Below are 24,421 nucleotides of genomic sequence, written 5' to 3' on the forward strand. Positions count from 1 at the left end.
AACGTTGGTGTAAGGGAGCGAAGACGATGACAAAACGGGTTTATTACATGACCATGACGTCGATTCTGGTGGCATTGGGCGTCATTGGGGGCAGCTTTTTCGAGTTTACGGTGGGCGTGGCTAAAGTGGCGCCGATGCAACATTTGATCAACTTGATCTCTGGGGCACTGTTGGGTCCTTGGTGGGCGTTAGCGCAGGCGTTTTTGACGTCGTTGATTCGTAACATCATGGGAACGGGGACGATTTTGGCCTTCCCGGGAAGCATGTTTGGTGCGTTTTTGAGTGGCTTGATGTTTCGTTACACCAAAAAATTAATTGGCGCCGTGTTCGGTGAACTGATTGGCACGGGCATCATCGGCGCCATTGCGGCGTATCCAATCGCCAGCTGGTTGTTAGGGACCAAGGGCGCGCTGTGGCTATTTGTGCCAAGTTTCTTCTTGAGTGCGTTGGTTGGCGTTGTGATTGGGTATGCGTTGTTGAAGAGTATTTGGAAGACTGTGATTGTGCCGCAGATGAAGAAGTAGAGAGAGTGGAGAAGGGCGGTTAGAAGGTGGGTGTATAAGGGGAGAAAGGCGAAAAGCCCTGGGCTTGGGGCTTTTGCCTTTCTTCCCTTATATGCAACCTTCTGCCCTTCGGAACTCGTTTCGGCACGGTGGCCTCAAAGCGGTAACGTCTGCAAATCAGCCGAAGCTTCCCGAGGTTAAGGAAGGTTTGTCTGTTTCCGCCTTACACGCAGCTCTCTGCCCTTTAGAACTCGTTTCGACACGGTGGCCTAAAAGCGCCGTCACGCCACCCAACTCGGCTCCCACAAATATCTCATTCAAGTTACCTTTAAATTAAGTTTCCATCAAATCCACCATTTACCAGCCGATACCATGCTAAACTAGACATACTCTGTGAAAAAAGGACGGTCAAAAGCATGGGACAAACACGTGCGTTAAGATTCGGGCTGGTTGGTATCGTTGGCAGTTTAATCGGTTTGAGCACTTGGCTCGGCATCCGGTTATACGCCGTAATCCATTACGCGCCCGTTATTTTGACGATTACTGGCGTTGCGGTTGTGGTGGCGTTGGGCTTACTACTATACGTGGCTTATTGGTTAAACCGAATTTTAAACTATATTGATATGAACGTTGCGTTCTCGGAAGCGTCACTTGAGGCGTTACAGAAGATTAAAACCGCGGTATTGCGGATGAGCGTGGTGTTGAGCACCACACTGATTGCGTTTTATCAGGCGTCAGCGTTAAGCGGTTCATTTGGCATTTTGATCGTTGGTATGGGCTTTGTTGTCGTGCCGTTTGCGGTCTACGTTTTCTGTTCCGTATTGGAAAAATTGTTGGAACGGGCCATTGAAACCACAGGCTTGTAAGCATCAATAAAAACGTTCTGGATCATCTCAAATTGAGATGATCCAGAACGCTTTTTTTGATGCTAAATCAAATGGTAAGTGTCATCAGTCAACTGGAACCGATCCGTTAAGCCAGAGGTGATGGCAACCTTAAAGTCGCGCGTCACGAAAATGGCTTCCAAACCGGGTTGCTTTTCAATCAACGGAATGCCGTTTTCAATGTCTTGATAGAAGCCCTCAGTCGTCCAAATATCGCCGTCGATTGAGTCATCGCTGACGATAGTGACGCTGGCGAGGTCGTTTTTGATGGGATAGCCGGTCTTCGAATCAAACATGTGGTGGTAGTTATGACCGTTGATGACCAAGAACCGCTCGTAGATACCGGAAGTCACAATGGATTTGGCCGTTGTGGTCAGGACACCCAAGGCAACGTTGCGTTTTTGAACCGGGTTTTGAACTCCAATTCGCCAGAGACCGTTGGGATGTACGCTGTTGCCAACCAGCAAAATGTTACCGCCGAGGTCGATGATGCCAGTTTGAACGCCGCGGCTCTCCCACAACGTCCGAATCGCGTCGGCAATGTAGCCCTTCGCAATGGCGCCAAGGTTGATTTCCATTCCCGGTTTGGTGAGAAATACCGAACGTTGGGCGTCATCGAGCTTGATGTCATCGGGGTTAATCAGGTTCAGTCGTTCTTGAATATCAGCGTCAGCTGGTAAGTTTGCGCCGTCAAAGCCAATTTTCCAAAGCTTGACTAATGGTCCGATAGCGGTGTTAAAGCCTAACCGCCACTGACTGACTTCAACCGCCCGTTTGATGAGTTGGTAGACGATGTCAGAAACCGTCACCGCGTGCTGACCAGCAGCGTGATTGACCGACATCACTTCTGATTCGGTACGGTTCACGGTTAAAAGATCTTCATAGTGCTTGATGAGGTCGTTTCCTGCGTCAAGATCCGCCTCAGTCGCTGGTTCGTTGACGGAGAGGTTAATGGCGGTGCCGAGCCCGTAGTACGTTTTATGGAGCATAAGTCAAAGTCACGCCTTTCGTGGTTAAATGCAGAGTATATCTCGATGTTAGGCGCAAATCGGTGAGCGTCAAGCGGGATATTTGTGGGCGTTGATTGATAACCGAACACGGTTAGTTAAGTGTTTGCCGAACATGTTCGGTTGCGGTAACCATTCGTTGTAAGCTCCGGGTCACTGCTACTTCCGGCAGGGTTTTAAGCCCACAATCGGGATTGATCCAGATGCCGTTATCTGGGAGCGTATCGTGAATTTGACGAATTTTGGTTTCGATCGCGGTCTCAGTCGGTAATTTGAACCGGGCAGTGTCGAACACGCCAAGGCCAACGGGTGTTTCGAAGTGTTGGGCCTTAAGCGCTGGTAAGAGGTTTGGATCGGTAAATGCCAGTGAAAGGACGTCCGCATCCAACTGGTCAAGTTCGGGCAAAATATCGGTGTAGTGACCTTCGCAGATGTGAATCTGAACCTGAGTAGTGGGTTTAAGCGTGGCGGTCGCTAACCGAATCACCGGAATCGCCCAATCGAGGTAGTTGGCTTGCCAATTGGCGTGACGGAGTGGCAACCGGGTGCGAAAGGCGGGTTCGTCCAACTGAATAATGCGATGCCGTGCTGTTCGAGGGCGGTCGCCTCATCTTGTAACGCTAGTGCGATTTGGGTGGCGCTGGTTTTTAAATCGAGATCTTCACGGGGGTAGGCCCAACTAGCGAGGGTCATGGGGCCAGTTAAAACACCCTTGACTGGTTTTTCCGTCAGGGTCTGCGCGAAGGCCGTTTCTGCCACGGTAATCGGGTGCTGCCACGCAATGTCACCCCAGATGATTGGTGGTTGAGCACAGTAGGTCCCGAACGATTGAATCCAAGCGTGTTCGGTAAACAAAAAGCCGCTCAGTTGGTGGTCGAAGTGGGTGATCATGTCCGTTCGGGTGTATTCGCCGGTCACGAATACGTCTAGGCCGAGCTGTTTTTGAAGGGCGATGCCGTCACGGATGCGCTGCTTCGTGTAGGCGTTGAAGTCTGATTCAGATAAGCTTCCCTGAGCGTAGTCCGCAATGGTTTGCCGGTCTTGTTGATTGGTTGGAAATGAGCCAATCGTTTGGGTGGGTAATGCCGGGAAGTTGAACCGTTGTTGCTGTTGTGGTGCCCGTTGCTGGCGTGATTGTTGTCGCCGCATCTTTGCTGGCGCTAAATTAGTGATCCGTTTCTTAACGCTGAATCGGGCTGAATACGTGGTTGATCGAATAACGCTTGGTTCGCTGCGAGTTTACTGGTATCTGGCGTTTTAAGCAGGGTGTCCAAGTCAACTAATTCTTCCAACTTTTCTTCAGCAAAGGCGAGGTACTGGCGAGTATTTGCCGGTAACTGGGTTTCGGTCGCTACCGTTACTGGGACGTGCAGTAACGAACACGAGGTGGTTAACGTGAGCCGTTCGGCCGGCAGTGTCTGAAGGCGCGCTAATCGGTCAGCATAGTTGGTACGCCAGATGTTTTGACCGTTAATGATACCAGCGAAGAGATGCTTGTCATCAGGTAGGGGCTGTTGTTGAAGTAGCGCCAGTTGTGAGAATCTGGCAGTAAGTCTAATCCCAGACCATCAATGGGTAATGTGATGAGGTGCGAATAGGCTTCCCGAACGTCGCCGAACGCGGTTTGAATGAGTACCCGTAACGTTTCCTTTTGAGAAAGGAGTGGTTGGTAAAGTTGGTCGAACAAGGCGAGGTCCTCCTGCGTTGGCGCCAGCACCAACGCAGGTTCGTCCAACTGAATCCAGTCCGCATCCAGCACCATTAAGCGGCGAAAGAGGTCGGCGTAGGCGTTCACGAGGTCGGTGACGTAATCGGCGGGGGCCCGTTTACCAGTGAAGGTACTGCATTTAAGTAACGTATACGGGCCAATTAAAACGGGGCGAGCATCGTAGCCGAGGGCCTGCGCATCGCGAAAGGCGTGGGTGAAGCGGGTGCCAACGAGGTGCGGAAAGGTGTAGTCGTCAAATTCCGGAACGTAGTGGTTGTAGTTAGTGTTGAACCAGCGATGCATCCGTAACGGAGCAGCCTGTTGCTGACCGTCATCGATTCCCGCAGCTAACGCAAATGACAATTCTAGTGGTGGTAAATGCAGTTGCCGAAATCGCTCAGGTATGAGGTTAAACAACACGGCCGTATCCAAAAAACGGTCCAGTAATGCGAAATCGTTAACCGGAATCTGATCAATGCCGGCTTCATGAAGCGTTGCCCAGTTTTGGTGTTGCAGGTCAGTTGACTGTTGAATCAGTTCTGTGATGCTGATTTGGTGCGATAAGTAGTGATCAACCATGGTTTTGAGTTCCAACTGGCGGCCAATTCGGGGGTATCCGGTAATCGTTGTGGTCATAATATGTAGTGGCTCCTTTTCAATTAGATTAACGTTAGTTTAGCGCATTTAACGGTGATAAAACAGGGTGAGTTAGGTAATTGAGAACAACAAAAAACGGCAACTCAGCCTCACGCTAAATTGTCGTTCGAATAGTTGTTCAGTTCAGATTCCAATCATGCGTTCAGTGCCAGCCCCGAAGCTCGTTTGGCCAACATTTCTTTAATCAAATCAGCCAGGTAGGCCCCAGCTTCAACCGCTGGCACCCCGCCCGGATGAATGTTTGAAACAACCGTGCGGCGCGCTTCCGGCATGCCCACGGTTGGCCGGTAAGCAAGGTAGGCACTCATGGATTTAGCAGTTACCAGCCGGTCGTTCGCCAATGAGGAGGCAAACCACGTCAGCTTGAGTGGCTTCACCAAGGTAGTCTTCGGTGCCAACTCGGGCAAAACGGATGAAGGGAATCGGCCCGATGGTGAGGTGATCCAGTGCTAAACCTTGAGTGATAGCGGGGATGACGTCGGCGACGTTCGCTTCGATAGCGGCCGAACTCAGGCCATCACCAACGGCAATCAAAACCCGCGGATTCGTGGGGTAGAGCGCCTGAACCCGTTTAAGTGTATCGGCTGATAATTGTCGCCCCCGATCCGGTCGGGTCAAATACTCGCTTTCGCTCTCGCAAACGGACTGAAATGGCACAAAGCCTTGCTGTTCGATGAAATTGGTTGAAACATCGGTCCAAACAGCGTCCCGAGCAGCGGCGTGGTCAGCACGGAGCCGGAGAACGGAGTGGGTCGTGTAGCGGGTACCAACGCGGCCTAATCCAAGTCTTGCGGTCGTGCTGGCTTTCAAAAACCGGTAACCGGCCTCGTCTGCTGGGTGGTCAACGTTGAGTAATTGTTGCTGGTCTTGGGCGCGTAAGTCGATAATGGCGCCGGTATCGTCAGTGGGAAGTGGGGTGATGTTCGGTGCGATAAAGTTCATTTGACTGCCTCCTTAGTGAGAAAAACGGATGCATCGCCGGCCTTGCTGGTGAGGTGGCCATCGTGGCTTAACCCCAGTCGTTCTAGCCAAGCGTCAAATTCGGGAATCGGGCGTAAGTTGAGCAACTCACGGATGGTGGCCGTTTCTTGGTAGCCGGTAGACTGGTAGTTCAACATGACGTCGTCTGCTTGTGGCACGCCCATGATGTAGGTGCAACCAGCGTTGGCGAGTAACATGGCCAAATTTTCAATATCGTTTTGGTCGGCCTGCATGTGGTTGGTGTAGCAAACGTCGCAACCCATCGCTAAGCCACTGAGTTTACCCATAAAGTGGTCTTCCAAGCCGGCACGCGTAACTTGTTTGGCATCGTAAAGGTATTCGGGTCCGATGAATCCCACAACGGTGTTGACGATGAACGGATCAAAGTGGCGCGCGAACCCGTAACACCGAGCTTCCATCGTCACCTGATCAGCACCAAAGTTCGCTTCAGCGGAAAGTTCGGACCCCTGACCAGTTTCAAAATACATGACGTTCGGCCCACTATTGTGTAGCTGTTCGTGTCCCAATTGGTTCGCTTCTTCAATCAACTGCCGGTTGATCCCAAACGCAGTGTTGGCCTTTTCCGACCCGGCAATCGACTGAAAAATCAGTCCGGCTGGCGCACCCTGTTCGATGGCCTTCATTTGGGTCGTCACGTGACCTAAAACACATGTCTGGGTGGGGACTTGCCAGGTTTCACAGAAGTCGTGGAAGGTCGTGAGAATCCGGGTCAAGTTATCAACCGTGTCGTTAACGGGGTTCAGACCAATTACGGCGTCCCCGATGCCCATGCTGAGGCCTTCCATGGTTGCGGCCATGATGCCGCGTAGGTCATCGGAAGGGTGGTTCGGTTGCAACGTGATGAGAAGGTCCCGGGACGCCCAATCGTGGTGTTCGCGGTTTTTTCATTGTGGATTTTTTTAGCAACACTAATCAGATCGAGATTGGTCATCAACTTGCAGACGCCCGCAATCATTTCAGCGGTTAAGCCACCAGAGATGGCGTGGATCATTGCGCTGTCAGTCGTGGGGGCCAACAGCCATTCGCGTAACTGTTCGAGGGTCCAGTTCTGAATTTGTTGAAAGACTGTTGAATCAAGGTCGTCGATGATCAGGCGGGTGACTTCATCTTGATCGTAAGGGACTGCGGGATTTTCATAGACGTCTTTTAACGTCAGCTGAGAAAGAACGATTTTGGCGGCCACGCGTTCGGCCGTGGAACTAGCGGCGATGCCGGCGAGTTGATCCCCGGATTTGACCTCGTTTGCTTTTGCGAGGACCTCCTTGACGGTATTGAAATTGTAGCGTTGGTTACTTAGGGTAACGGTAAGATTCATGAGCGAGTTCCTCCTTTAAAACTAGTTGAAAATCAGGGTTTTGACGATAACGGGAACGGTTTGGCCGTTTGCAACGGGGAGGCCAATGTCGAGGTAGTCATCGCTGGTTGCTGAAACGTTGTCGAGACAAACCAGTGGGTAATTGGGTGGTAATTGACTTCGCAGACTATTGCCTAAGGCCTTGGCGGCGTTCGGCTGCATGATGATCACAAGTGGCGTACGTTGCACAATTGCGGTGGCCATACCGGTTAGAATCAATTGCGCCCATCGTTGCAGTTCCGCGAAGGTGACGGCGATATTGGGAAGTGCCAACGCTACTGTTTCATTGGGATAGCGGGCTAACTTGGCCGTAATAGCTTTGACGGTATCCCTAGTGGACGCTAGTTGTTCAACGGTGATCACCGGTACGTTTTGAAGTGGTAAGGTCTCGGGGGTGTAACTAATCGTGCTGCCACTGATCATCATGGTTTGGGAACCCGCGCCAACAACGGTCGCCTGAATCGTTTCATCGGCCTGATGAACGTGGCGTTCGGTGAATAACCGCGATTGGCGAACGGCGTAACCCAATAAAGGACCAACATCGCCGTACCGAAACGGATCGACTGGCAGTTCAGTGGTTAAACAATCGGCAACGCCACCCGAGAACGTCAACGTTGTAGGTGTTGGCGTCGGCGTGAGCGATTTGTCAGTAACGAAATGCTCAAATTCCGGTGCCGGCACATCAATGCCCACCGCACGTTCTAGGACATGCGTCATCGCTTGAATCACGGGCATGAGTTCGGCAACGGTAGTTCGTTTACCAAGCTGTAATGTCGGTTGCACCCGGTCAATCAGCGGTTTAAGTTTCGGCGCTAAGTAGGTAATACGTTGTGATTCATCAAGCCGAATCAACCGACCACCAATGTCGAAACAGGCCGTGTCCTGACACTGGCCGTTCGTGAAGTAAGCGAGGTTACTAGTGCCGCCGCCAATATCAATATTAATGACTGGCTGCGGGTTGGTGACCGTCAAAAGAGAATGGGCCGCACTTTTAGCGGCAATCAAACTCTCTAAGCCGGGACCGGCAGTCGCACAGACAAACCGACCAGCGTAGGCGCTAAGTGCGTGGAGCACCTTATCAGCGTTAACTTTCCGAGCAGTTTCGCCCGTCATAATGATGGCGCCAATCTTAAACTCGTTTGGGTCGGCGTGGGCTAATCGGTACTGTTCGGCGACGAACTGGCGAATGCGTTGTTCGTCAATCCGAACGTGATCAATTAATGGGGTAAAAATGACCGGACTACGATAGGTAATTTGTTTATCACTAATCGTTAGGTGTGGCAACGAGAACCCGGAGGCGGTGTTCTCGATGGTCAAGGTGGCAATGATCAGGGAGGTTGTTGAGGTTCCGATATCAATGCCGACAGTTTGGAAAGTGTCACCCAAGTGTTCTCATCTCCCTTTAACTTATGTTATAAATAGTAACATCATTTGAAATTAATTCAACTAATATTCGGTAATTAAAGTAATTCAGCTGCTTTTAACCGTGACATAAGCCTGAATAAAGGTAAAAAGTGAATGTAAATTAAAAAGAAATGAGAATTATTTTGTGAAAACACTTGAAAATCAAAATCAATGTTATATAATCTAACACGTAAACAACGATTGTCCGTTAGACTTGATTGAGAGGAACGTGAAAGCATGATTATTTTAGGAATTGTCATTTTTGGATTAATGCTTGTGATGATGGGATTTATTGGTGTCCAAGCAGCACGTTCGGTTCGAGCCGCACGGGGTCAAGCTGAAACGACCACCAAGTCGTTCGGCTACAAACAAGAATTGATTCGCGATATGGGTGGGTTTTCAAACTTTGCCGTGTCGTTTTCGATTATTTCGATTTTAACTGGGGCCGTTTCCTACTATGGTTACGGCTTTAGCCAAGGCGGTCCCGCCATGATGGGGATTGGTTGGCCGTTAGTAACCTTCTTCGTTCTGTTCGTTGCAGCGGCAATGGCAGAATTGACGTCGGCGATTCCAACCTCGGGTGCGATTTATCACTGGGCATCGATTTTGGGCGGCCCAACTTGGGGCTGGTTTACCGGTTGGTTAAACATCGTTGGGCAAGTAACCATCGTTGCCGGGATTGATTACGGCTGTGCTACTTTCGCCTCAAATTTGTTATTTACGAATCCTAGTAAGCTGCCTTTTTTGGAACTTACGCCGTGATTTTGATCAGCCACGCACTATTAAACCATTTCGGAATTGATTTGGTATCGAAGTTGAATTCAGTTTCAGCGATTTATCACGTGGTAGGGGTGTTACTCATTATCGGCGTCTTGATTGCAGTAGGGCCACAACACCACGTCAGCTACCTTTATAGTACCTTTTCAACGCAAACGTCATCGTCAATGCCATACTGGGGTGCCTTCCTAGTTGGCTTGCTGCAAGCACAGTGGACGTTGACCGGCTACGATGCCTCCGCTCACACAAGTGAAGAAACGTTGAATCCGCGGGTTCGCGCACCATGGGGCGTCTTCCTTTCCGTAGCGATTTCCGGGATCTTTGGCTTTATCCTGTTGGCCTTAGTAACGATGTCGATCAAAAATCCAAATGCGGTCGCAGCTGCCGGCAACAACGCCTTCATCGTGGCGATTCAACAAGCGGTTGGGACGCGGTTCAGTGGCGTATTGCTATGGCTAGTCACGATTGCGATGTGGTTTTGTGGCTGTTCGTCAATCACGTCATCGTCACGGATGGTCTACGCCTTCAGTCGTGATAATGGCTTACCATTTTCAAAATACTTGAAGCGCGTCTCAGCTAAGTTCCATACCCCAGCGATTGCGATTTGGGTCGTTGCCATCATTGCGTTTCTTTCCGGGATCTCCAACGGCATTTACGCTGTGATTGGGACCATGAGTGTGATTGGGTTGTACAGTTCCTACTTCGTTCCGATCGCGCTGAAACTGCGGGCGCAACTTCGAGGAATTTGGACCAGTGCGGATAACGGGCCATGGCATTTAGGCAAATGTAGTGTGCCGGTCAGCATCGTGGCGAGTCTCTGGGTGATCTTCTTGATTGGCCTGATGGTCTTATCACCAACTGATGTCCAGTTGACGTCACACCTCGTCTTGCACTATGCGACTGGGAAAATCATCTTCGTTGTACTGGTTGTGTTAATCATTGATTACGTGGTTTCAGCCCGTCACAGCTTTGCGGGACCGAAGTTGGGGTCGTATGAGCAGTTAAGTGCGCGCTTGACCCACCATGAAGCTGGCTTCAACCGGCCTACGGTGGACGCCGTTCAGTTGAAGCAAACTAAGCATGATCAGTGGTAATTAAATGACTGTGAATTGAAAAGGTACCGAAACGTCAGAATAGTCTGGGGTTCCGGTACCTTTTTAGTTGGTGCATCAGGGTGAGAGGGCCTGATGCTGAGAAAGCTGAATTTGCACTTCATTAACGCTAGTGAAACTATGTAGGGTTCCTTTGAGGTGGATCACTGTAATGTGGTCACACCACTGTTTTCAATCACTTCCAATTCTTCAAAACTAAATGTAATCAATATGTAAGCTAGTCGTGTTATAATAACCTCCTCCCTACTAAAGGGTGAACTTAACACAAAAAGCCGGTAGCTGTTTTGAACAGCTACCGGCTCGACACCACCGCTGCCCGCAAACTTGCGGGCACCTCAAACGGCCCGCTCGTCAGATTAAGACGGAACGGACAACGCGGATTTGAGTTGTGAACGTGCGTGATGTCATTGTTAAGATCTCCCTTGAGTAATGTGGATTTACTGTAACATTAAAATAAAGTAAATTCAACCATTAAATTTTAATTTTATTGAAGCTAAAGCGAGGTTTCTTATGCAAATTGAACAACTTACGCAACTAACTGACGATGTCTTAGACCAAATCATGGCCATTTGGCTGACCGGTAACCTAGATGCGCACACGTTTGTACCAGCTGATTATTGGCGAGAGGCGCAGCCCGAAGTGACCACTCAGATCCGCGAGGCAACGATTTACGTTGTTCGGGATGACGATGAGACGATTGTGGGGTTTGCCGGGATGGTGGACCGTTATTTGGCGGGACTATTTGTCAAACAAGGCTACCGCGACCAAGGCGTGGGCAGCATGTTGCTGTTTGCGTTGAAGTCGGACTACAAGCTGATCAAGTTGAACGTGTACGAGAAGAACGAGCAGGCAGTCAAGTTTTACCGCAAGCACGGGTTTGAAGTTAAGGACCGCCAGATCGATGATGAAACGGCGCAGGTTGATTTGATGATGAAATATACGGCATAACAACAAAAAGCGGACCCTCTCAGTGGTTCGCTTTTTTGATGTGCTAGTTGATTGGTGGTATTAAAAGACGTTTAGAATAGGGGACTGCGTTGACTGATATTGGGTGACGTTGAGTGATCATAGGCAACTTCCTTTCTAAATTGAGGTGTTGAACGGATTGTTCGAGGTTCAGTTTAGTAGGAAGGGCTTAATTAGAGCTTAAAGCGAATTGAAGAATTGTTGAAGGTAGTTAAGATCGGTTAAAGGGTGGTCAATGTAAGGTGCTGACTGGGCTAAATAAGACGTTGAAGGCCGTATCGTTGACGAGTCAACTCGATTTGAGACAGTAACACCTTAATGTTAGTTATGTGAAGCAGTCGAAATATGAAAATATCATATGAATTCATGATTATTCATTAAGAATCGGCAAAATATGCGTTTCTTAAAATAACTTCTAGGTAAAATAATCATGATACTGCGCCATTTCGAGTCGAATAAATCCTTGTTTTAAAAGGGTTGATGGAACTTGTTGCGGTTGGTTAGTAGCTTCTTAAGAAAATCTTAACATTTAATCGTATTTTAATATAAAAATTCGATATTCGGTTGCTATATCAACGTTTTGTTCACATTTACACGTTACGGAGGACGTTTATTAGTCAACATTGATGTGCTATACTCAATACAACGTTTAACAAGCAACGTTTAATGAACCCTAATTCCGTGACAATAGAGAGGACCGATATCGATGACAGCAGCTACAGATTATTTTGCATCAGTTCGCGCCGAAATTGAACGGCGTGATCCAAACCAAACCGAATTTTTAGAAGCAATTGATAACTTCTTTAAGACGTTGGAACCCGTATTTGAAAAACATCCCGAATACATCAAGACCAACATCTTGGGTCGTTTGACCGAACCAGAACGGGCATTCCAATTCCGGGTGCCTTGGGTCGACGATGAAGGAAACGTTCAAGTTAACCGGGGCTTCCGGGTTCAGTTTAGTGGCGCTATCGGTCCTTACAAGGGCGGTTTGCGGTTCCACCCATCCGTTAACTTATCCATCGTGAAGTTCTTGGGCTTCGAACAAATCTTCAAGAACAGCTTGACCGGCCTACCAATCGGCGGTGGTAAAGGTGGGAGTGACTTCGACCCTAAGGGCAAGTCCGACGGCGAAGTCATGCGCTTCTGCCAAAGCTTCATGACTGAATTACAACGCCACATTGGCTTAGACATTGATGTGCCAGCCGGTGATATTGGTGTTGGCGGTCGTGAAATTGGTTTCTTATACGGCCAATACCGTCGTTTACGCGGCGCAGAACGTGGCATCTTAACTGGGAAAGGCTTAAGCTACGGTGGTAGTTTAGCCCGGACCGAAGCCACTGGTTTTGGGTTGCTTTACTACACTGAAGCCTTATTAAAGGCCCAAGGTGATAGCATCAAGGGTAAGACGGTTAAGGTTTCCGGTGCCGGGAACGTGGCCATCTACGCCATTCAAAAAGCCACTGAATTAGGCGCCAAGGTTGTGACGGCTTCTGATTCAAATGGTTTCGTTTACGATCCAAACGGGATCGATTACAAGGTAGTTCAACAAATCAAAGAAGTTGAACGGGGCCGGATCAGCGATTACGCTGAACGGGTTGCAACGGCAACCTACCAAGAAGGCTCAGTTTGGGACTTTGACGTGGACTACGACGTGGCATTGCCATGTGCAACGCAAAACGAAATCGACGGCGCGAAGGCTGAAACCTTGGTTAAGAATGGTGCCAAGTACGTGGCCTGTGGTGCAAACATGCCATGTACCCCAGACGCCGTTCAAGTCTTCAAGAAGGCTGGCGTACTGTTAGGTGCCGCTAAGGCTGCTAACGCCGGTGGGGTTGCTGTTTCAGCACTTGAAATGAGCCAAAACAGCGAACGTTTGTCATGGACCTTTGAAGAAGTGGACAACCGCTTAAAGGACATCATGGAAAACATCTTTGCCGAATCACAAGCCGCTGCTGAAGAATACGGCTTGGGTAAGGATTACCTTGCAGGTGCTAACATCGCCGGCTTTAATAAAGTGGCGGATGCGATGATGGCGCAGGGGATTATTTAGAGAGCGTAACAAAACGGTTAGAGAGTGAAATATAAGGGCGCCCCGAGTAAACTACCGGTTTTTTGGTAGTTTTACTCGGGGCGCCCTTATATGCAGCTCTCTGTTTTGTGGAGCTCATTTCGGCGCAGGCTAATCAAAGCAGTGACGTTAGCAAACTTCACACTGTAGTCGATGATTGCCAACAAGGAGGTCGCGTGGCGCCGAAAATATGTAATAGTAACGAGCGTCGCCAATTCCACTCGGTATTCTTAACGCAGTATCCCAGGTTTTGGCCAGTAGTGCTTGGACGCCCTTATGTGCAACTCTCAGTTTTGTGGCGCTCATACATCGGTAATGCACATCGCCAACATCACTCAGTATCCTTAATGCAATACTCCAAATCTTAGCCAGTATCGTTTACACAACCCAAAACAGGTACAGTCATTCTAAAACCAATTTAACCTCACCCAAAAAGCCGCCATCCCGGAGAAAAATTCCCCAAAGATAGCGGCTTTTTCACCCCATTCCGGAAACTTTCCCATCAGATTAATAGCGTCCAGCCCCCAAATCAAGTAAGATAGGTCTAGACTGGCACAACTTGGTTTAAACGGGCATCGGAGGCGGAGAACCCATGACGACTGGTAATTATATCGTAGTAGCACTGGAAAATTCGCAGAATGCGCATCAAATATTTAACTATGCACTGCAATTAGCGAAGGATTATAATAAATCTGTATACGGCATTTACATCATTAACACGGTTCGAGAACTGGACTGCACCGTGGATCAGCGGGAGTTTTGGATCGACTCGCAGGAATCGTTGGCGAAGTTTAACATGGAAAAACGGAGTCAAATTGCGGTTCGGCAGGGACAGCACTTTATCTCAAGTATTACTTACGGCGATCCAGCAGTTCAGATTGCCAAATACGTCAATTTGGACAACGTTTGTCAGCTTGTGATGGGCCGCATCGGGGACCGCAATCTAGCTGATGATGAGCTGGGCCACAAGGTAGCGTCAATTTTAAAGGGGATTAAAAAACCGGTGACACTAGTATAGTGCCGTTCGATCGGTTTAAACGATATTTGGGGGATGAGACACATGGGATTGATTTTATTACTCACGTTTGGCTTTATGACGTTAATGGGGGTCTTGGCGTGGTGGTACGCTGCGCACTATGATGGCCTAGTGGGTACAACGCGGGCGTTGACGATTATTAGTGTAATCGGGTTGATTGGGAGCGGCGTGTACGTGGCCAAGAATGGGTTGACGTCGCACCATGCTGCCAGCACGACGACTTCGAAGCAGGCCAGCTTGAATTCCAGTCAGTATTTTGCAAAAAAACAATCGCAGGAAGCGGCGGATAAGAAGCAGGCACAAAACGAGCAGTACGTGTTGAAAAAGTTGCAGGAAGCCTACAAGGACAAGGTGGGGACGGTCAGCTTTGACCAAGCAACTAAGACCTACACGGTAACGCCAACGGTGGCTAGTTTTAAGACCGCAATTGGTAAAATTTGGAAATACCCAACGCAAAACAGCAAGTCCATCAAGCAACTGGAACAAAGTTACCTCAAGATGTCGGCGTCAATCGACAAAGCCTTGGGCGATGGCTATACATTACAGTTGACTAAAACGAGTGATGGTCCAGTGATCATTAAGGCGAAGGCGGGAAAGGTCACCGTTTCGGGATTGAATAACTAAATGAACGATAAAACGAGTTTTCTAGGCTGAATGATCAGTCTGGAAACTCGTTTTTTAGTTAAATCATTAATTGGTTGACACGCCGTTCACCTTTGCACCATCAAAGGCAATGCGGTAATGGGCATCCTTTACCCGGGTCAGCAACTGTACTGATGACGCACTGTCATCAGTTTGGTAACCAGCGTAGTAATGGTTAGCTACTTTAATGGGGGTTAACCGCTTCGTAAATGGCGTGGTCCCGAGACTTTGCGGGTCAGTGGTGATGACGTTCGCATCACCGTACTGAACGGTGTCTACCGGGAACGTTTTGAGATTGAAGGTTTCGCCGGTCGTCTGTTTCTTATCGGTAGTTAGGCTAGCCGTCAGTTGGTAGGGCGTTGGTGTGGTGTAGCGTTGTGGGTTGTTGCGGATGACTTGGTTAAGTTTCAGGTACTGTTTTAAGTCGGTGAGTTTATTGGTTTCGTAGCTGAGGAGCGCGCGTTGCTTAGCGGTAGCGTTCAGGGCATCGATTTGGCTCTGGGTACCCTTAATGCGGCTTGCAAGTGTTGCTTGTTGCGACTTAACACCCTGAGTGTAGGCTTGATGATCCTTTGCGCGAGCGAGGTCGATGACCCGATTTGTTGACAGTTGGTCAAAATGCTTCATCGTGAGTGCCTGTTTACCAGTTGGCAACATGTAAGTCGTTGCCGTTCGGTTTTGAACCACCACGAGGTAGGCGGGCTTAGTTGTGGACTTAGGTTGAGCAGCTTGGCCCGTAACGCCATACCAAACCCGGGGTTGTTGGGTTTGACCGGAGGCGACCAGTGATACCTTTGGGGCCGGGGTTGTTTGGTTAGCCTGGCGACAGGCACTCAAGCTGAAAACCAGCCCAAGCGCAAACGCACCAAGCAAAAAAGGTCGGGTGTGCATGAATGTCGCCTCCGTTGCGTGATCGTGTGAATAGTCTATTAGTTGTATTTTACGGGAAAAGGCATGGAAAAGATAGATTAGGAAAAAAGTTTTCATTGAAAACGCTTTTATATCAAGGCTCGTAAACCATCATTTACCCAACTTTGATTTATTTTTTGATAAATACTGATTTTTGTATTAATTATTGGTATAATCAAGGCGGAAAATTAAATTAATTAGAATTATTAGCAATTGGAGACTAGTTTGTGTCGGGGGACTACTCGTTAGAAAGTGCATGGGGATGCATGTTAAAGTAGTCAGCACAACTGGCACATGGGCAATCATATAGGAGGAGAGTCACATGACAATGGGGAAGAATCGCGCACAGCATGGTAAATGGTTAAGCACGTTAACAGTTTGTACAGCAGCACTAGGGAGCCTAGTGCTTTTAAGCGTGCCACAAATGGCGTCCGCTGCAACAACTGATACAAGTTCGGCAACCACTGGAGCTGCTTTAACGGGGGCACAACCGGCCACTACAACTGACACGGGTGCAGCTGAAAGTAATCCTGAAACGACTCAACCTGCGGGGACAACTAACGCAGAAGCACAACCGGCGGAAGAGGCAACTAACACCCCAACCACGGCGGAAAGCACCACAAATACGGACCAACTGAAGACGACCTCAGCAGATTTGCAGTCGGCGGTGGATACGGCTAAGACAACTGGGGTGGTTGTGACACAGAACCCGACTAAGACCGTGACGACGACGCCAGATAAGTTGGCCGATACGGTTAGTTCGGTGAAGGCGGATAATGATGCGCAGGCGCAAGCGTTGGCGGATGCGACGGCGACGCAAGTGGTTAATCAGAAGACGTATGATGATGCAAAACAAGCGGTTCAGGCTGGTACACTGACGATTACATCAGGTAACCAGACTAAGTGGCCGGCTGATCAAATTATTAAATTGTTGGTTGGTAATGGGGATGTTATGCAGGCTAATTCGGACACGGATCTTATGACGGGGGCTCAAGTATCTGCTGTAACCGATGCAGATAAAATTGCGGCATCGGATGAGGCTAAAGTGGCATCGCTTATTAACCTTGAAGAAGGACATAAACTTGTCTCAAATTGGGATAAGAGTCAACAAATTGGGACTAATCAACAACGTGGACTTATGAGAATGCCTTTACGGATGCTAGAACCGGCCGAAAAGTTAATGTCATTGAAACGGTAACGGGATTTACACAATTGAATGAAGCGGAGGTTGATAATCGAATTGAAGCAATTGATTCAAACGATATTGGGTTTCAGCCAACCAACATCGAAAATGTGACTGCTACCTTAAAATACGTATATGCTGATACTGGTGAGGACGCTACCATTGACGCAATTCTGGCGTTTTCAGATATTGATGGTGAGCAAGGCATTACGGTTAACAACGGCTACGCAAGTGCGTTAATGGGCAACCTCGTTGATAATATTGATGGTGTTTTTCGGGCTACCAACAATGATGGCCACCCTGCTGATGATCCTGATAATCAAATTTGGGTGTTACAAAAAGGGGTTACAGAAACAAGTTATACATTTTACGTGGGGCTTGATAAAGACGACGGCAAAACGGCTTCTAATATAAGGCCACTTCAATCTGTTGGTGGTATTGCCTTTGCTACGGAGCTTCCAAAAAAACAGGATTTAGTCCAAGAAAAAGCCACCTACACACCAACCACCATCCAAGTCACCACGAACTACACCGTACATTATGAAGGTGCCGGTACCGAAACACCTGCAGACGTTACCAAGACAGTAACGTGGACGGGTAATTACGATAGTGATACGGATACGTACACTTGGGCACCAGATAATAATGCCATTACAGCAGTAACGCCAATCGTTAACGACTATCGCGCAATCGTCTCAACCGGCTGGAATTTAAACTCGACGTCAACGGATCCAGCTAATCAAACGCAAACGGTGACCTATTACCAAGTCGGAAAAGTAGCTAATAATCCAACCACTAAGTTAACGGTCCACTACGTTGATACTGAGGGGAATGAACTCCAACCTAATCTGACGGATGACGGGACGCTTGGCAGTACCTTTACCCAAACACCTGCAGTGATCGATGGCTACAGAACGACAGACTCGGCAGTTAGTGGCACGTATAATGGGACAACTACGGATGTGACGTTTACCTACGTCAAAGACGGCGTGGTTGCCAACAACCCAACTGCGAAGTTAACGGTGCACTACGTTGATGGTGACGGTAATCAACTACTGCCTGATGATGAACCAATTATGGGTGCTTTAAATACGGCCTTCACCCAAAAGCCTAAACAAATTGAAGGGTACACAACGACTGATAAGTTGGTAAACGGGCACTACACCGGAACCAACATGGACTTAACCTTTACGTATTTAAAGGACGGCGTACCAGCAACTAATCAGGATACTACGATGACCGTGCACTATGTTGATAGCGATGGGAATCCGGTTGCTGAAGATACCACAGATAATGGTACGGTTGGTGGCGACTTTACCCAAACACCAAAACAAGTTAAAGGTTACACGACAGCCGATAAGACTGTAACGGGAACCTTCAAAGGCAATCACATGGATTTGACGTTTACCTACACTAAAGATGGTCAGGTCGCAACCAACACCACAACCGGCTTAATCGTGCACTACGTTGACGAACACGGCAACGAACTGATTCCAGCTACCAGCCAAGGTGGCCAAATCGGGACTGGCTTTACCGCTAATGCACCTGAAATTAACGGCTACACACCAATGAGTCAAAAGACGGTAACTGGCAAGTACCAAGGCAATCAGATGGTGCTGTACTTTGTTTACACGCCAAATCCGATTGAGACCACGACAGTTACGCCAATTGTTAAGACAACCGGTACGCCAACCAACACAACCACCGAAACGGCAACGAGTACCCCAACAACACCAGTGACTGGTACAACTACCGAAACACCAACGTCAGCTAATGGCACGGCGGTAGCTGGTGACCCAACGCCAACCACACCAGAAACCACAACCAACTCACAACAAAACGCAACGTCACAGGCCAGTCAGGGGACGAACGGCCAATACCACTTAATTACCTCAACGGCCAACGCCCAACACGCAACTTGGCAGTACGCTAAGACGCAAGCAACCGGCCAACGGACAACTAGTTCGGCTGCAGCAACGGCTCAGTTACCACAAACCAGTGACCAAACTGGCACAACTAGCACGCTACTGGGGCTAGGCTTGATGAGTCTGTTCCTCGGAATGTTTGGGATTACGCGGCGGAAACGGCAAGGATAAGACATAATTAAAAAGCGACTGATTGGTGATAGTTCACCAGTCAGTCGCTTTTGAGTTAGTTTAAGATAGAGATGTTTCACGTGAAACACTTTGAACTTCAAAAGCTTGAATGTTCCATGTGAAACATTTAGTTGGCAATCATCGAATTTAGTTAGGTTGCTATCTAGCTGGTACAAGTGTAGGCTAAAACTTATCAATAATTGGTAGTGACCAATTAACATAGGGGATTGTTTGACGTGTTTGATTTGAAGGATACAAGAACCAAGTTTTGGAACGGGTTGATGATTTTTGCCGGGTGTTATTTGCTGCTGATTCAACTGTTACCAGTAGTTATTAAGGTCATTGGACAAGTCACATCGCTCAGCAAACCGCTTTTGGCGGGGGGGTCAGATAGTCATCGTGATGGGGTACGTAATCAGCGTCGTCTACCTACTGCGCAATTACTTTTCAAGCAGTTGGCCGATTCTGCGTCGGTGGCAAACTTGGTTAAGTATCATCGTCACCATCCTAGCAAGTTTCGGGTACATGATTTTGTATCAACTACTGAGATTGCCGTACCCGACTAATCAAGCAAATGAGAACCACATGATGAGTCAGGTGGTCCACTTTCCAGTGCTAAATGTACTGTATTTGTTAACGGTGATTTTAGTGGTGCCCGTTGCGGAAGAGCTCGTGTTTCAGTATTACTTTCAACGGATATTTTTCCCAACGCTGCTCCGGCGATTTAACCAGCGCTACGCCCAACTAGGGGCAATTGTAGGTGCATCGCTGCTGTTTATGTTGTGGCACGTTGTTGGTGAAACGGGGCATCTGGGAACTGATTTCTCGCAACTCTTTGCTTATGGTGATCTGTTGTTCTATGCGATACTCTTTGCATTTTCGAAGCAAAATATCCTACCAGTTTGTATCGTTCACATTTTGTGGAATCTGATGGGGACGCTATTAGCGAACTAAGCGAAACTAACGGTGAGTTTTGGCACAAATCAGTGTCGAGACTCACCGTTTATTTAGTTGATACCATAATGAACCCCGATAACACGCAACTCAGACTATTATTATAAGCAATTCAAATAAGTCACCATCAAGTTGACTATGAACCCTGAAATAGCCTATGATAACGCCAATCAAACAAAAAGTGGGGCAAGCAATCATGGTAAAAACCCGAATTGAATCTGACACATTAGGTGAGGTCGCTATTCCGGCTGACGCACTCTGGGGCGCACAAACGGAACGGAGCCGACATAACTTCCCAACGCGCGAAAATGCCGCTGGCGCTGATTAAAACGTTGTTGCAGTTAAAGCGGGCGGCCGCAGTTGCGAACCGGGAAGCCAACGCGTTATCGGCGAAGAAAGCTGATTTGATCGTTAAGGCGGTCGATGAGTTGCTGGCTTTGGACGACGATGCGTTACGGCAAGACTTTCCACTCGTGGTTTACCAAACGGGTTCCGGGACGCAGACCAACATGAACGTGAACGAAGTTGTGGCGCATATGGCGGCGAAGTTGGATGATAGCGTGGCAATTTTGCCAAATGATGACGTCAATCACGGGCAAAGCTCCAACGATATTTTTCCAACGGCGATGAATATCACGGCAGCAGTGGCGGTTCAGGACTTGCTACAGGCGACGCAGCATTTAATTGATGAACTGACCACGAAACAGGATCAATACATGCAGACCGTTAAAATCGGCCGGACACACTTGCAGGATGCGACACCACTGACCTTTGGCCAGGAGGTAAGTGGATGGGTTGCTATGTTGGTGCATGATCAGGATTACCTGAAAACCTTGGCCCCGACGCTGAACGAACTTGCGATTGGTGGCACCGCTGTGGGTACCGGGTTGAACGCCGCACCGGGCTTTGCGGATGCGATTGCTGAGCAGATGGCGGACCGTTATCAGTTGCCATTCACGGCGGAAACGAATAAATTCGCGGGGTTGGCGGCCCATTCCGGACTCAACGTTGTTCACGGCGCCATTAAGACGTTAGCGAGTGATTTAATGAAGATTGCCAACGATGTTCGGTTCTTAGCTAGTGGTCCGCGGGCGGGGTATGGTGAATTAAACATTCCAGCCAACGAACCCGGATCATCGATCATGCCCGGTAAGGTGAACCCAACCCAGGCTGAAGCACTGACGATGGCGGCAGTTCGGGTGATGGGTAATGATGTCGTGGTCAACGTGGCGGCTAGTCAAGGGAACTTTGAAATGAACGTGTATAAGCCAGTGATCATTGATGCTTTTTTGGAATCGGTAACGCTACTTAACGGCACGATGACGGGCTTTGCCGACAAACTGATTGCGGGCTTAACGGTTAACGCTGAGCGGATGCAAACGCTGGTCGATCAGTCATTAATGACGGTTACGGCATTGTCGCCACACATTGGCTATCACGATAGCGCCGAAATTGCGCAGCAAGCAGAACGTGACGGGGTAACGTTGCGGGAAGCGGCGGTAAAATCCGGTAAGGTCACGGCGGCACAATTTGATGCTTGGGTCGATCCGCTGGCGATGACGAACGTGCAAAAATAACTAGTACCCCAAGCGTGAATTATGGTACGGTTATGGCAACATTTAAAAACGAGGAAGGTTTTTCAATATGGCAGATAAGTTTCGGTTTGAGCCGACGCCCCTAGATCAGTTGCAGTCCCACTACGACGTTGTAATCGTGGCTCCGGTGGCACTGGGCTGACGAGTGCGATTCGGGCGCACGAGTTGGGCCTGTCACCAGTAGTTTTGGAAAAAATGCCCCAGTTAGGTGGGAACACCACCCGGGCATCGTCTGGCATGAACGCCGCAGCCACCGAAGTGCAGCGCAAGCATCACATCAAAGATACGGTGGCTTCGTTCTACCATGACACCTTCGTCGGCGGTGGCGAGCAAAATAACCCCGAGTTGTTAAAATACTTCACGGAAAATGGTGCCGACGCCATCGACTGGTTAATGAAGCACGGCATCGTCTTGGATGACTTGACGATTACCGGTGGCATGTCTACGATGCGGACCCACCGACCAAGTTCAATGGCGCCAATTGGCGGGTATTTGGTCACTGAACTCCTGAAACTAGCTGACAAGCTGAGTTGCCAATCTTTACGGAAATGCACGTGGACCGGCTATTAACGACTGGTGATGCCGTGACTGGCGTTGAAGTGACCACCGGCGATGAGACGCACACCATTACGGCGGATGCGGTCGTTCTAGCAACCGGTGGCTTTGGCGCCAACGAAAAGTTGTTAACGCGATACCGACCAGAATTATCGGGCTACCGCACGACCAACCAACCCGGCGCGACCGGTGACGGCCTTCAATTAGCGCGGCAGGTTGGGGCTGAACTTGTGGATATGAAGCAGGTTCAAGTCCATCCAACCGTTCAACAGGATACGGACCACGCCTTTTTGATCGGTGAAGCCGTTCGGGGCGAAGGTGCGATTCTGGTTGATCGCCAAGGCAAGCGGTTCGTGAACGAACTAGCGACTCGGAAAGTGGTCACGGCGGCCATTGAATACCTTGATGAGAAGGGTGCTTACCTGATTTTTGATCAAAGCGTTCGTGATCGGGTGAAGGCGATTGAATTTTACGACCACGTTGGGTTAGTGACTACCGGTGCGACATTAGCGGAGCTGGCTGAAAAAATCGGCTTTGATGCTGAGACGTTGGCGGCTACGGTTACGACTTGGAACACGGCTGTTGCGACTAAGCACGATGGCGCCTTTGGGCGGACCACTGGGCTTGATCGTGAATTAACGCAAGCACCATACTTTGCGATTCACGTGGCGCCAGCAGTTCACTATACGATGGGCGGCGTTCGGATCAACGCTCAGACGCAGGTACTCCGCGAAGACGGCACGCCAATTACCGGACTGTTTGCGGCTGGTGAAGTTGCGGGCGGCTTGCATGGCAATAACCGGATCGGTGGTAATTCGATTGCGGAGACCGTGGTGTTTGGGTTGCAGAGTGTAGCAAAACTCGGTTAGGTCCCAGAATGTAAGTGAATAGTGCCGTAGATTCCCGATTTTGGAATCTGCGGTACTATTTGCTTACATGGCAGGGGCCTGAGTTTTGCGCACGTTTAGGCTAGATAGGCGGTTTACGGTAACGGTGACTTTAATTGAATTCTGAGTTAAGCAGAGATTTAATTTTTGTCGATGGTTGAGTTGCTGCGATGTTGAAGTAACGAAAGATATATTAAAAAGCGTCGAGAATTCTGGTTGGAATTTTCGGCGCTTTTTTGAGTGGATTATTGAGTATGTGATGGCGACACGCATTGCGATTACGTTGTTTTCGGCTTGGTTTGGGCTTTTATTTTCCGGAAGCCAGTTCAATTGAGAAGTTTGTCAGCATTAGTTCGTTCTGGCCACCACGCCGAAACGCGCAAACCGAAGCAAAGAGTTGCATACAAGGAAGGACCAGTAATACTACCCGATTTTTGGGTAGTATTACTGGTCCTTCCTTGTACTCCACTCTTTAACCGCTTCGGTTTGCGCTCTACTTCATCTTCAAATTAGCATCAAACAACTTAAACAACCGATCGTAATCAATCGCTTCACTATCCGTATGTTCGAGCTCCACCGCTAAATCGGCGAGTTGGCTTGTGCTGAAAGTGAGTTCGTAGTCGTTTAAGTCCGCTAGGGCAGCGACTGCGATAACTGCCGTTTGTAGGTTATTGGTACTAAATGGCTTGCCGCTGATGATGGCTGCTAACAGGAAGCCGGTTTTGTTGGCGACCATTTCTCTTAAGCTATGGTCGTAGAAGTTGGCTTGTGGGACGGCGATAATTTTATTTAATTGTTCGGCCTTAGCGATTCCGGGCTGTTTGCCTTCCTTGAGGGCTAAGTGGCTGTTGATGGCGACGAGTTCGTCGGCAGTGAGATAACGCATTAGGCTTCACCTCGAAGAAGGTCCAAAGACCCTTGATACTGATCCGTAACGGCGGTTAAGCTCTGGTAGAACTCATCGTCGAGTTGGATATCATTCCGGAACGCAACATCGATGGCATCGCCCCGTTGCAGCTTCAGTTTGTGCACGATATTAGCTGGAATTGTAATGGCCAGTGAATTACCCACTTGTATAATCTGACGCTGAGATTTAATTTCGTTCATCGCTTAACTCCT

Annotated in this window: 18 protein-coding genes and 5 pseudogenes; 13 read left to right on the plus strand and 10 right to left on the minus strand. The window is 48.9% G+C overall.

Going from position 1 to position 24,421, the window contains the following annotated elements:
* The first annotated feature begins 26 nt into the window (after nucleotides 1-26).
* Together thiW and JCM2765_RS00120 are read left to right on the plus strand one after the other, a co-directional pair.
* Entirely contained in the window at nucleotides 27-524 is a 498-nt protein-coding gene (gene thiW, locus JCM2765_RS00115; RefSeq protein ID WP_054732276.1) for an energy coupling factor transporter S component ThiW, read from the plus strand.
* A gap of 395 nt (nucleotides 525-919) precedes the next feature.
* Nucleotides 920-1,369 carry a DUF2975 domain-containing protein gene (locus tag JCM2765_RS00120; RefSeq protein ID WP_054732280.1) on the plus strand — a complete coding sequence of 150 codons (450 nt, stop codon included), beginning with the start codon at nucleotides 920-922 and terminating at the stop codon, nucleotides 1,367-1,369.
* A gap of 62 nt (nucleotides 1,370-1,431) precedes the next feature.
* On the opposite strand, the gene JCM2765_RS00125 is transcribed toward JCM2765_RS00120, so the two are convergent.
* The 7 genes and pseudogenes from JCM2765_RS00125 to JCM2765_RS00145 form a co-directional block, all read right to left on the minus strand.
* Entirely contained in the window at nucleotides 1,432-2,376 is a 945-nt protein-coding gene (locus JCM2765_RS00125) for an FAD:protein FMN transferase (RefSeq protein ID WP_054732283.1), read from the minus strand.
* Between the two features lie 112 nt (nucleotides 2,377-2,488).
* Nucleotides 2,489-3,543, minus strand: a pseudogene (locus tag JCM2765_RS18915) (hypothetical protein).
* 11 nt (nucleotides 3,544-3,554) lie between these two features.
* Nucleotides 3,555-4,738: pseudogene (locus JCM2765_RS16570) on the minus strand (hypothetical protein).
* 155 nt (nucleotides 4,739-4,893) lie between these two features.
* Nucleotides 4,894-5,100, minus strand: coding sequence for an ethanolamine ammonia-lyase light chain EutC (locus JCM2765_RS18565; protein WP_263849265.1), 207 nt, complete (start codon nucleotides 5,098-5,100; stop codon nucleotides 4,894-4,896).
* A complete protein-coding gene (locus JCM2765_RS00135; RefSeq protein WP_263849266.1) occupies nucleotides 5,072-5,701 on the minus strand; it encodes an ethanolamine ammonia-lyase light chain EutC in 630 nt (209 codons plus the stop codon). The genes JCM2765_RS18565 and JCM2765_RS00135 overlap by 29 nt, the downstream gene beginning before the upstream one ends.
* A pseudogene (locus JCM2765_RS00140) lies at nucleotides 5,698-7,076 on the minus strand (ethanolamine ammonia-lyase subunit EutB). The gene JCM2765_RS00135 and the pseudogene JCM2765_RS00140 overlap by 4 nt, the downstream one beginning before the upstream one ends.
* Nucleotides 7,077-7,097: 21 nt before the next feature.
* A complete protein-coding gene (locus tag JCM2765_RS00145) occupies nucleotides 7,098-8,501 on the minus strand; it encodes an ethanolamine ammonia-lyase reactivating factor EutA (protein WP_054732284.1) in 1,404 nt (467 codons plus the stop codon).
* Nucleotides 8,502-8,756: 255 nt separating this feature from the next.
* Between JCM2765_RS00145 and JCM2765_RS18570 the strand changes: the two genes are divergently transcribed.
* From JCM2765_RS18570 to JCM2765_RS00170, 6 genes are all read left to right on the plus strand, one after another.
* A complete protein-coding gene (locus JCM2765_RS18570; RefSeq protein WP_263849267.1) occupies nucleotides 8,757-9,281 on the plus strand; it encodes an amino acid permease in 525 nt (174 codons plus the stop codon).
* Nucleotides 9,278-10,390, plus strand: coding sequence for an amino acid permease (locus JCM2765_RS00150; protein ID WP_263849268.1), 1,113 nt, complete (start codon nucleotides 9,278-9,280; stop codon nucleotides 10,388-10,390). The genes JCM2765_RS18570 and JCM2765_RS00150 overlap by 4 nt, the downstream gene beginning before the upstream one ends.
* Before the next feature lie 528 nt (nucleotides 10,391-10,918).
* Complete coding sequence (locus JCM2765_RS00155) at nucleotides 10,919-11,356, plus strand: GNAT family N-acetyltransferase (RefSeq protein WP_054732287.1); 438 nt, start codon at nucleotides 10,919-10,921, stop codon at nucleotides 11,354-11,356.
* Between the two features lie 724 nt (nucleotides 11,357-12,080).
* Complete coding sequence (gene gdhA / locus JCM2765_RS00160) at nucleotides 12,081-13,427, plus strand: NADP-specific glutamate dehydrogenase (protein ID WP_054732290.1); 1,347 nt, start codon at nucleotides 12,081-12,083, stop codon at nucleotides 13,425-13,427.
* Between the two features lie 610 nt (nucleotides 13,428-14,037).
* Entirely contained in the window at nucleotides 14,038-14,463 is a 426-nt protein-coding gene (locus JCM2765_RS00165) for a universal stress protein (protein WP_054732293.1), read from the plus strand.
* Between the two features lie 42 nt (nucleotides 14,464-14,505).
* The gene (locus JCM2765_RS00170; protein WP_054732296.1) at nucleotides 14,506-15,105 is read left to right on the plus strand and encodes a hypothetical protein; all 600 of its coding nucleotides are present in this window, start codon (nucleotides 14,506-14,508) and stop codon (nucleotides 15,103-15,105) included.
* Between the two features lie 66 nt (nucleotides 15,106-15,171).
* On the opposite strand, the gene JCM2765_RS00175 is transcribed toward JCM2765_RS00170, so the two are convergent.
* Nucleotides 15,172-16,014: a hypothetical protein gene (locus JCM2765_RS00175; protein ID WP_054732299.1), complete on the minus strand. Its 843-nt coding sequence runs from the start codon at nucleotides 16,012-16,014 to the stop codon at nucleotides 15,172-15,174.
* Nucleotides 16,015-16,354: 340 nt separating this feature from the next.
* Here JCM2765_RS00175 and JCM2765_RS00180 point away from each other — a divergent pair, with 340 nt between their 5' ends.
* The 5 genes and pseudogenes from JCM2765_RS00180 to JCM2765_RS00205 all read left to right on the plus strand — a co-directional run bounded on the left by JCM2765_RS00180 (nucleotide 16,355) and on the right by JCM2765_RS00205 (nucleotide 23,284).
* Nucleotides 16,355-17,230, plus strand: a complete 876-nt coding sequence (locus tag JCM2765_RS00180; protein ID WP_054732302.1) for a hypothetical protein — start codon at nucleotides 16,355-16,357, stop codon at nucleotides 17,228-17,230.
* Between the two features lie 14 nt (nucleotides 17,231-17,244).
* Entirely contained in the window at nucleotides 17,245-19,311 is a 2,067-nt protein-coding gene (locus JCM2765_RS00185; protein WP_054732306.1) for a MucBP domain-containing protein, read from the plus strand.
* A gap of 402 nt (nucleotides 19,312-19,713) precedes the next feature.
* A complete protein-coding gene (locus tag JCM2765_RS00195) occupies nucleotides 19,714-20,265 on the plus strand; it encodes a CPBP family intramembrane glutamic endopeptidase (RefSeq protein WP_082404917.1) in 552 nt (183 codons plus the stop codon).
* Nucleotides 20,266-20,461: 196 nt separating this feature from the next.
* A pseudogene (locus JCM2765_RS00200) lies at nucleotides 20,462-21,842 on the plus strand (class II fumarate hydratase).
* Nucleotides 21,843-21,909: 67 nt separating this feature from the next.
* Nucleotides 21,910-23,284 (plus strand): annotated as a pseudogene (locus JCM2765_RS00205) (flavocytochrome c).
* A gap of 511 nt (nucleotides 23,285-23,795) precedes the next feature.
* Here the strand turns inward: JCM2765_RS00205 and JCM2765_RS00210 are convergent.
* Together JCM2765_RS00210 and JCM2765_RS00215 are read right to left on the minus strand one after the other, a co-directional pair.
* On the minus strand, nucleotides 23,796-24,188 hold the full coding sequence (locus JCM2765_RS00210) for a hypothetical protein (protein WP_054732313.1): 393 nt from the start codon (nucleotides 24,186-24,188) through the stop codon (nucleotides 23,796-23,798).
* Complete coding sequence (locus tag JCM2765_RS00215) at nucleotides 24,188-24,409, minus strand: AbrB/MazE/SpoVT family DNA-binding domain-containing protein (protein ID WP_054732316.1); 222 nt, start codon at nucleotides 24,407-24,409, stop codon at nucleotides 24,188-24,190. Before JCM2765_RS00215 ends, JCM2765_RS00210 begins: the two co-directional genes overlap by 1 nt.
* Nucleotides 24,410-24,421: the final 12 nt, after the last annotated feature.

Source organism: Secundilactobacillus similis DSM 23365 = JCM 2765 (genome assembly GCF_001311075.1).
GTDB classification, from domain to species: domain Bacteria; phylum Bacillota; class Bacilli; order Lactobacillales; family Lactobacillaceae; genus Secundilactobacillus; species Secundilactobacillus similis.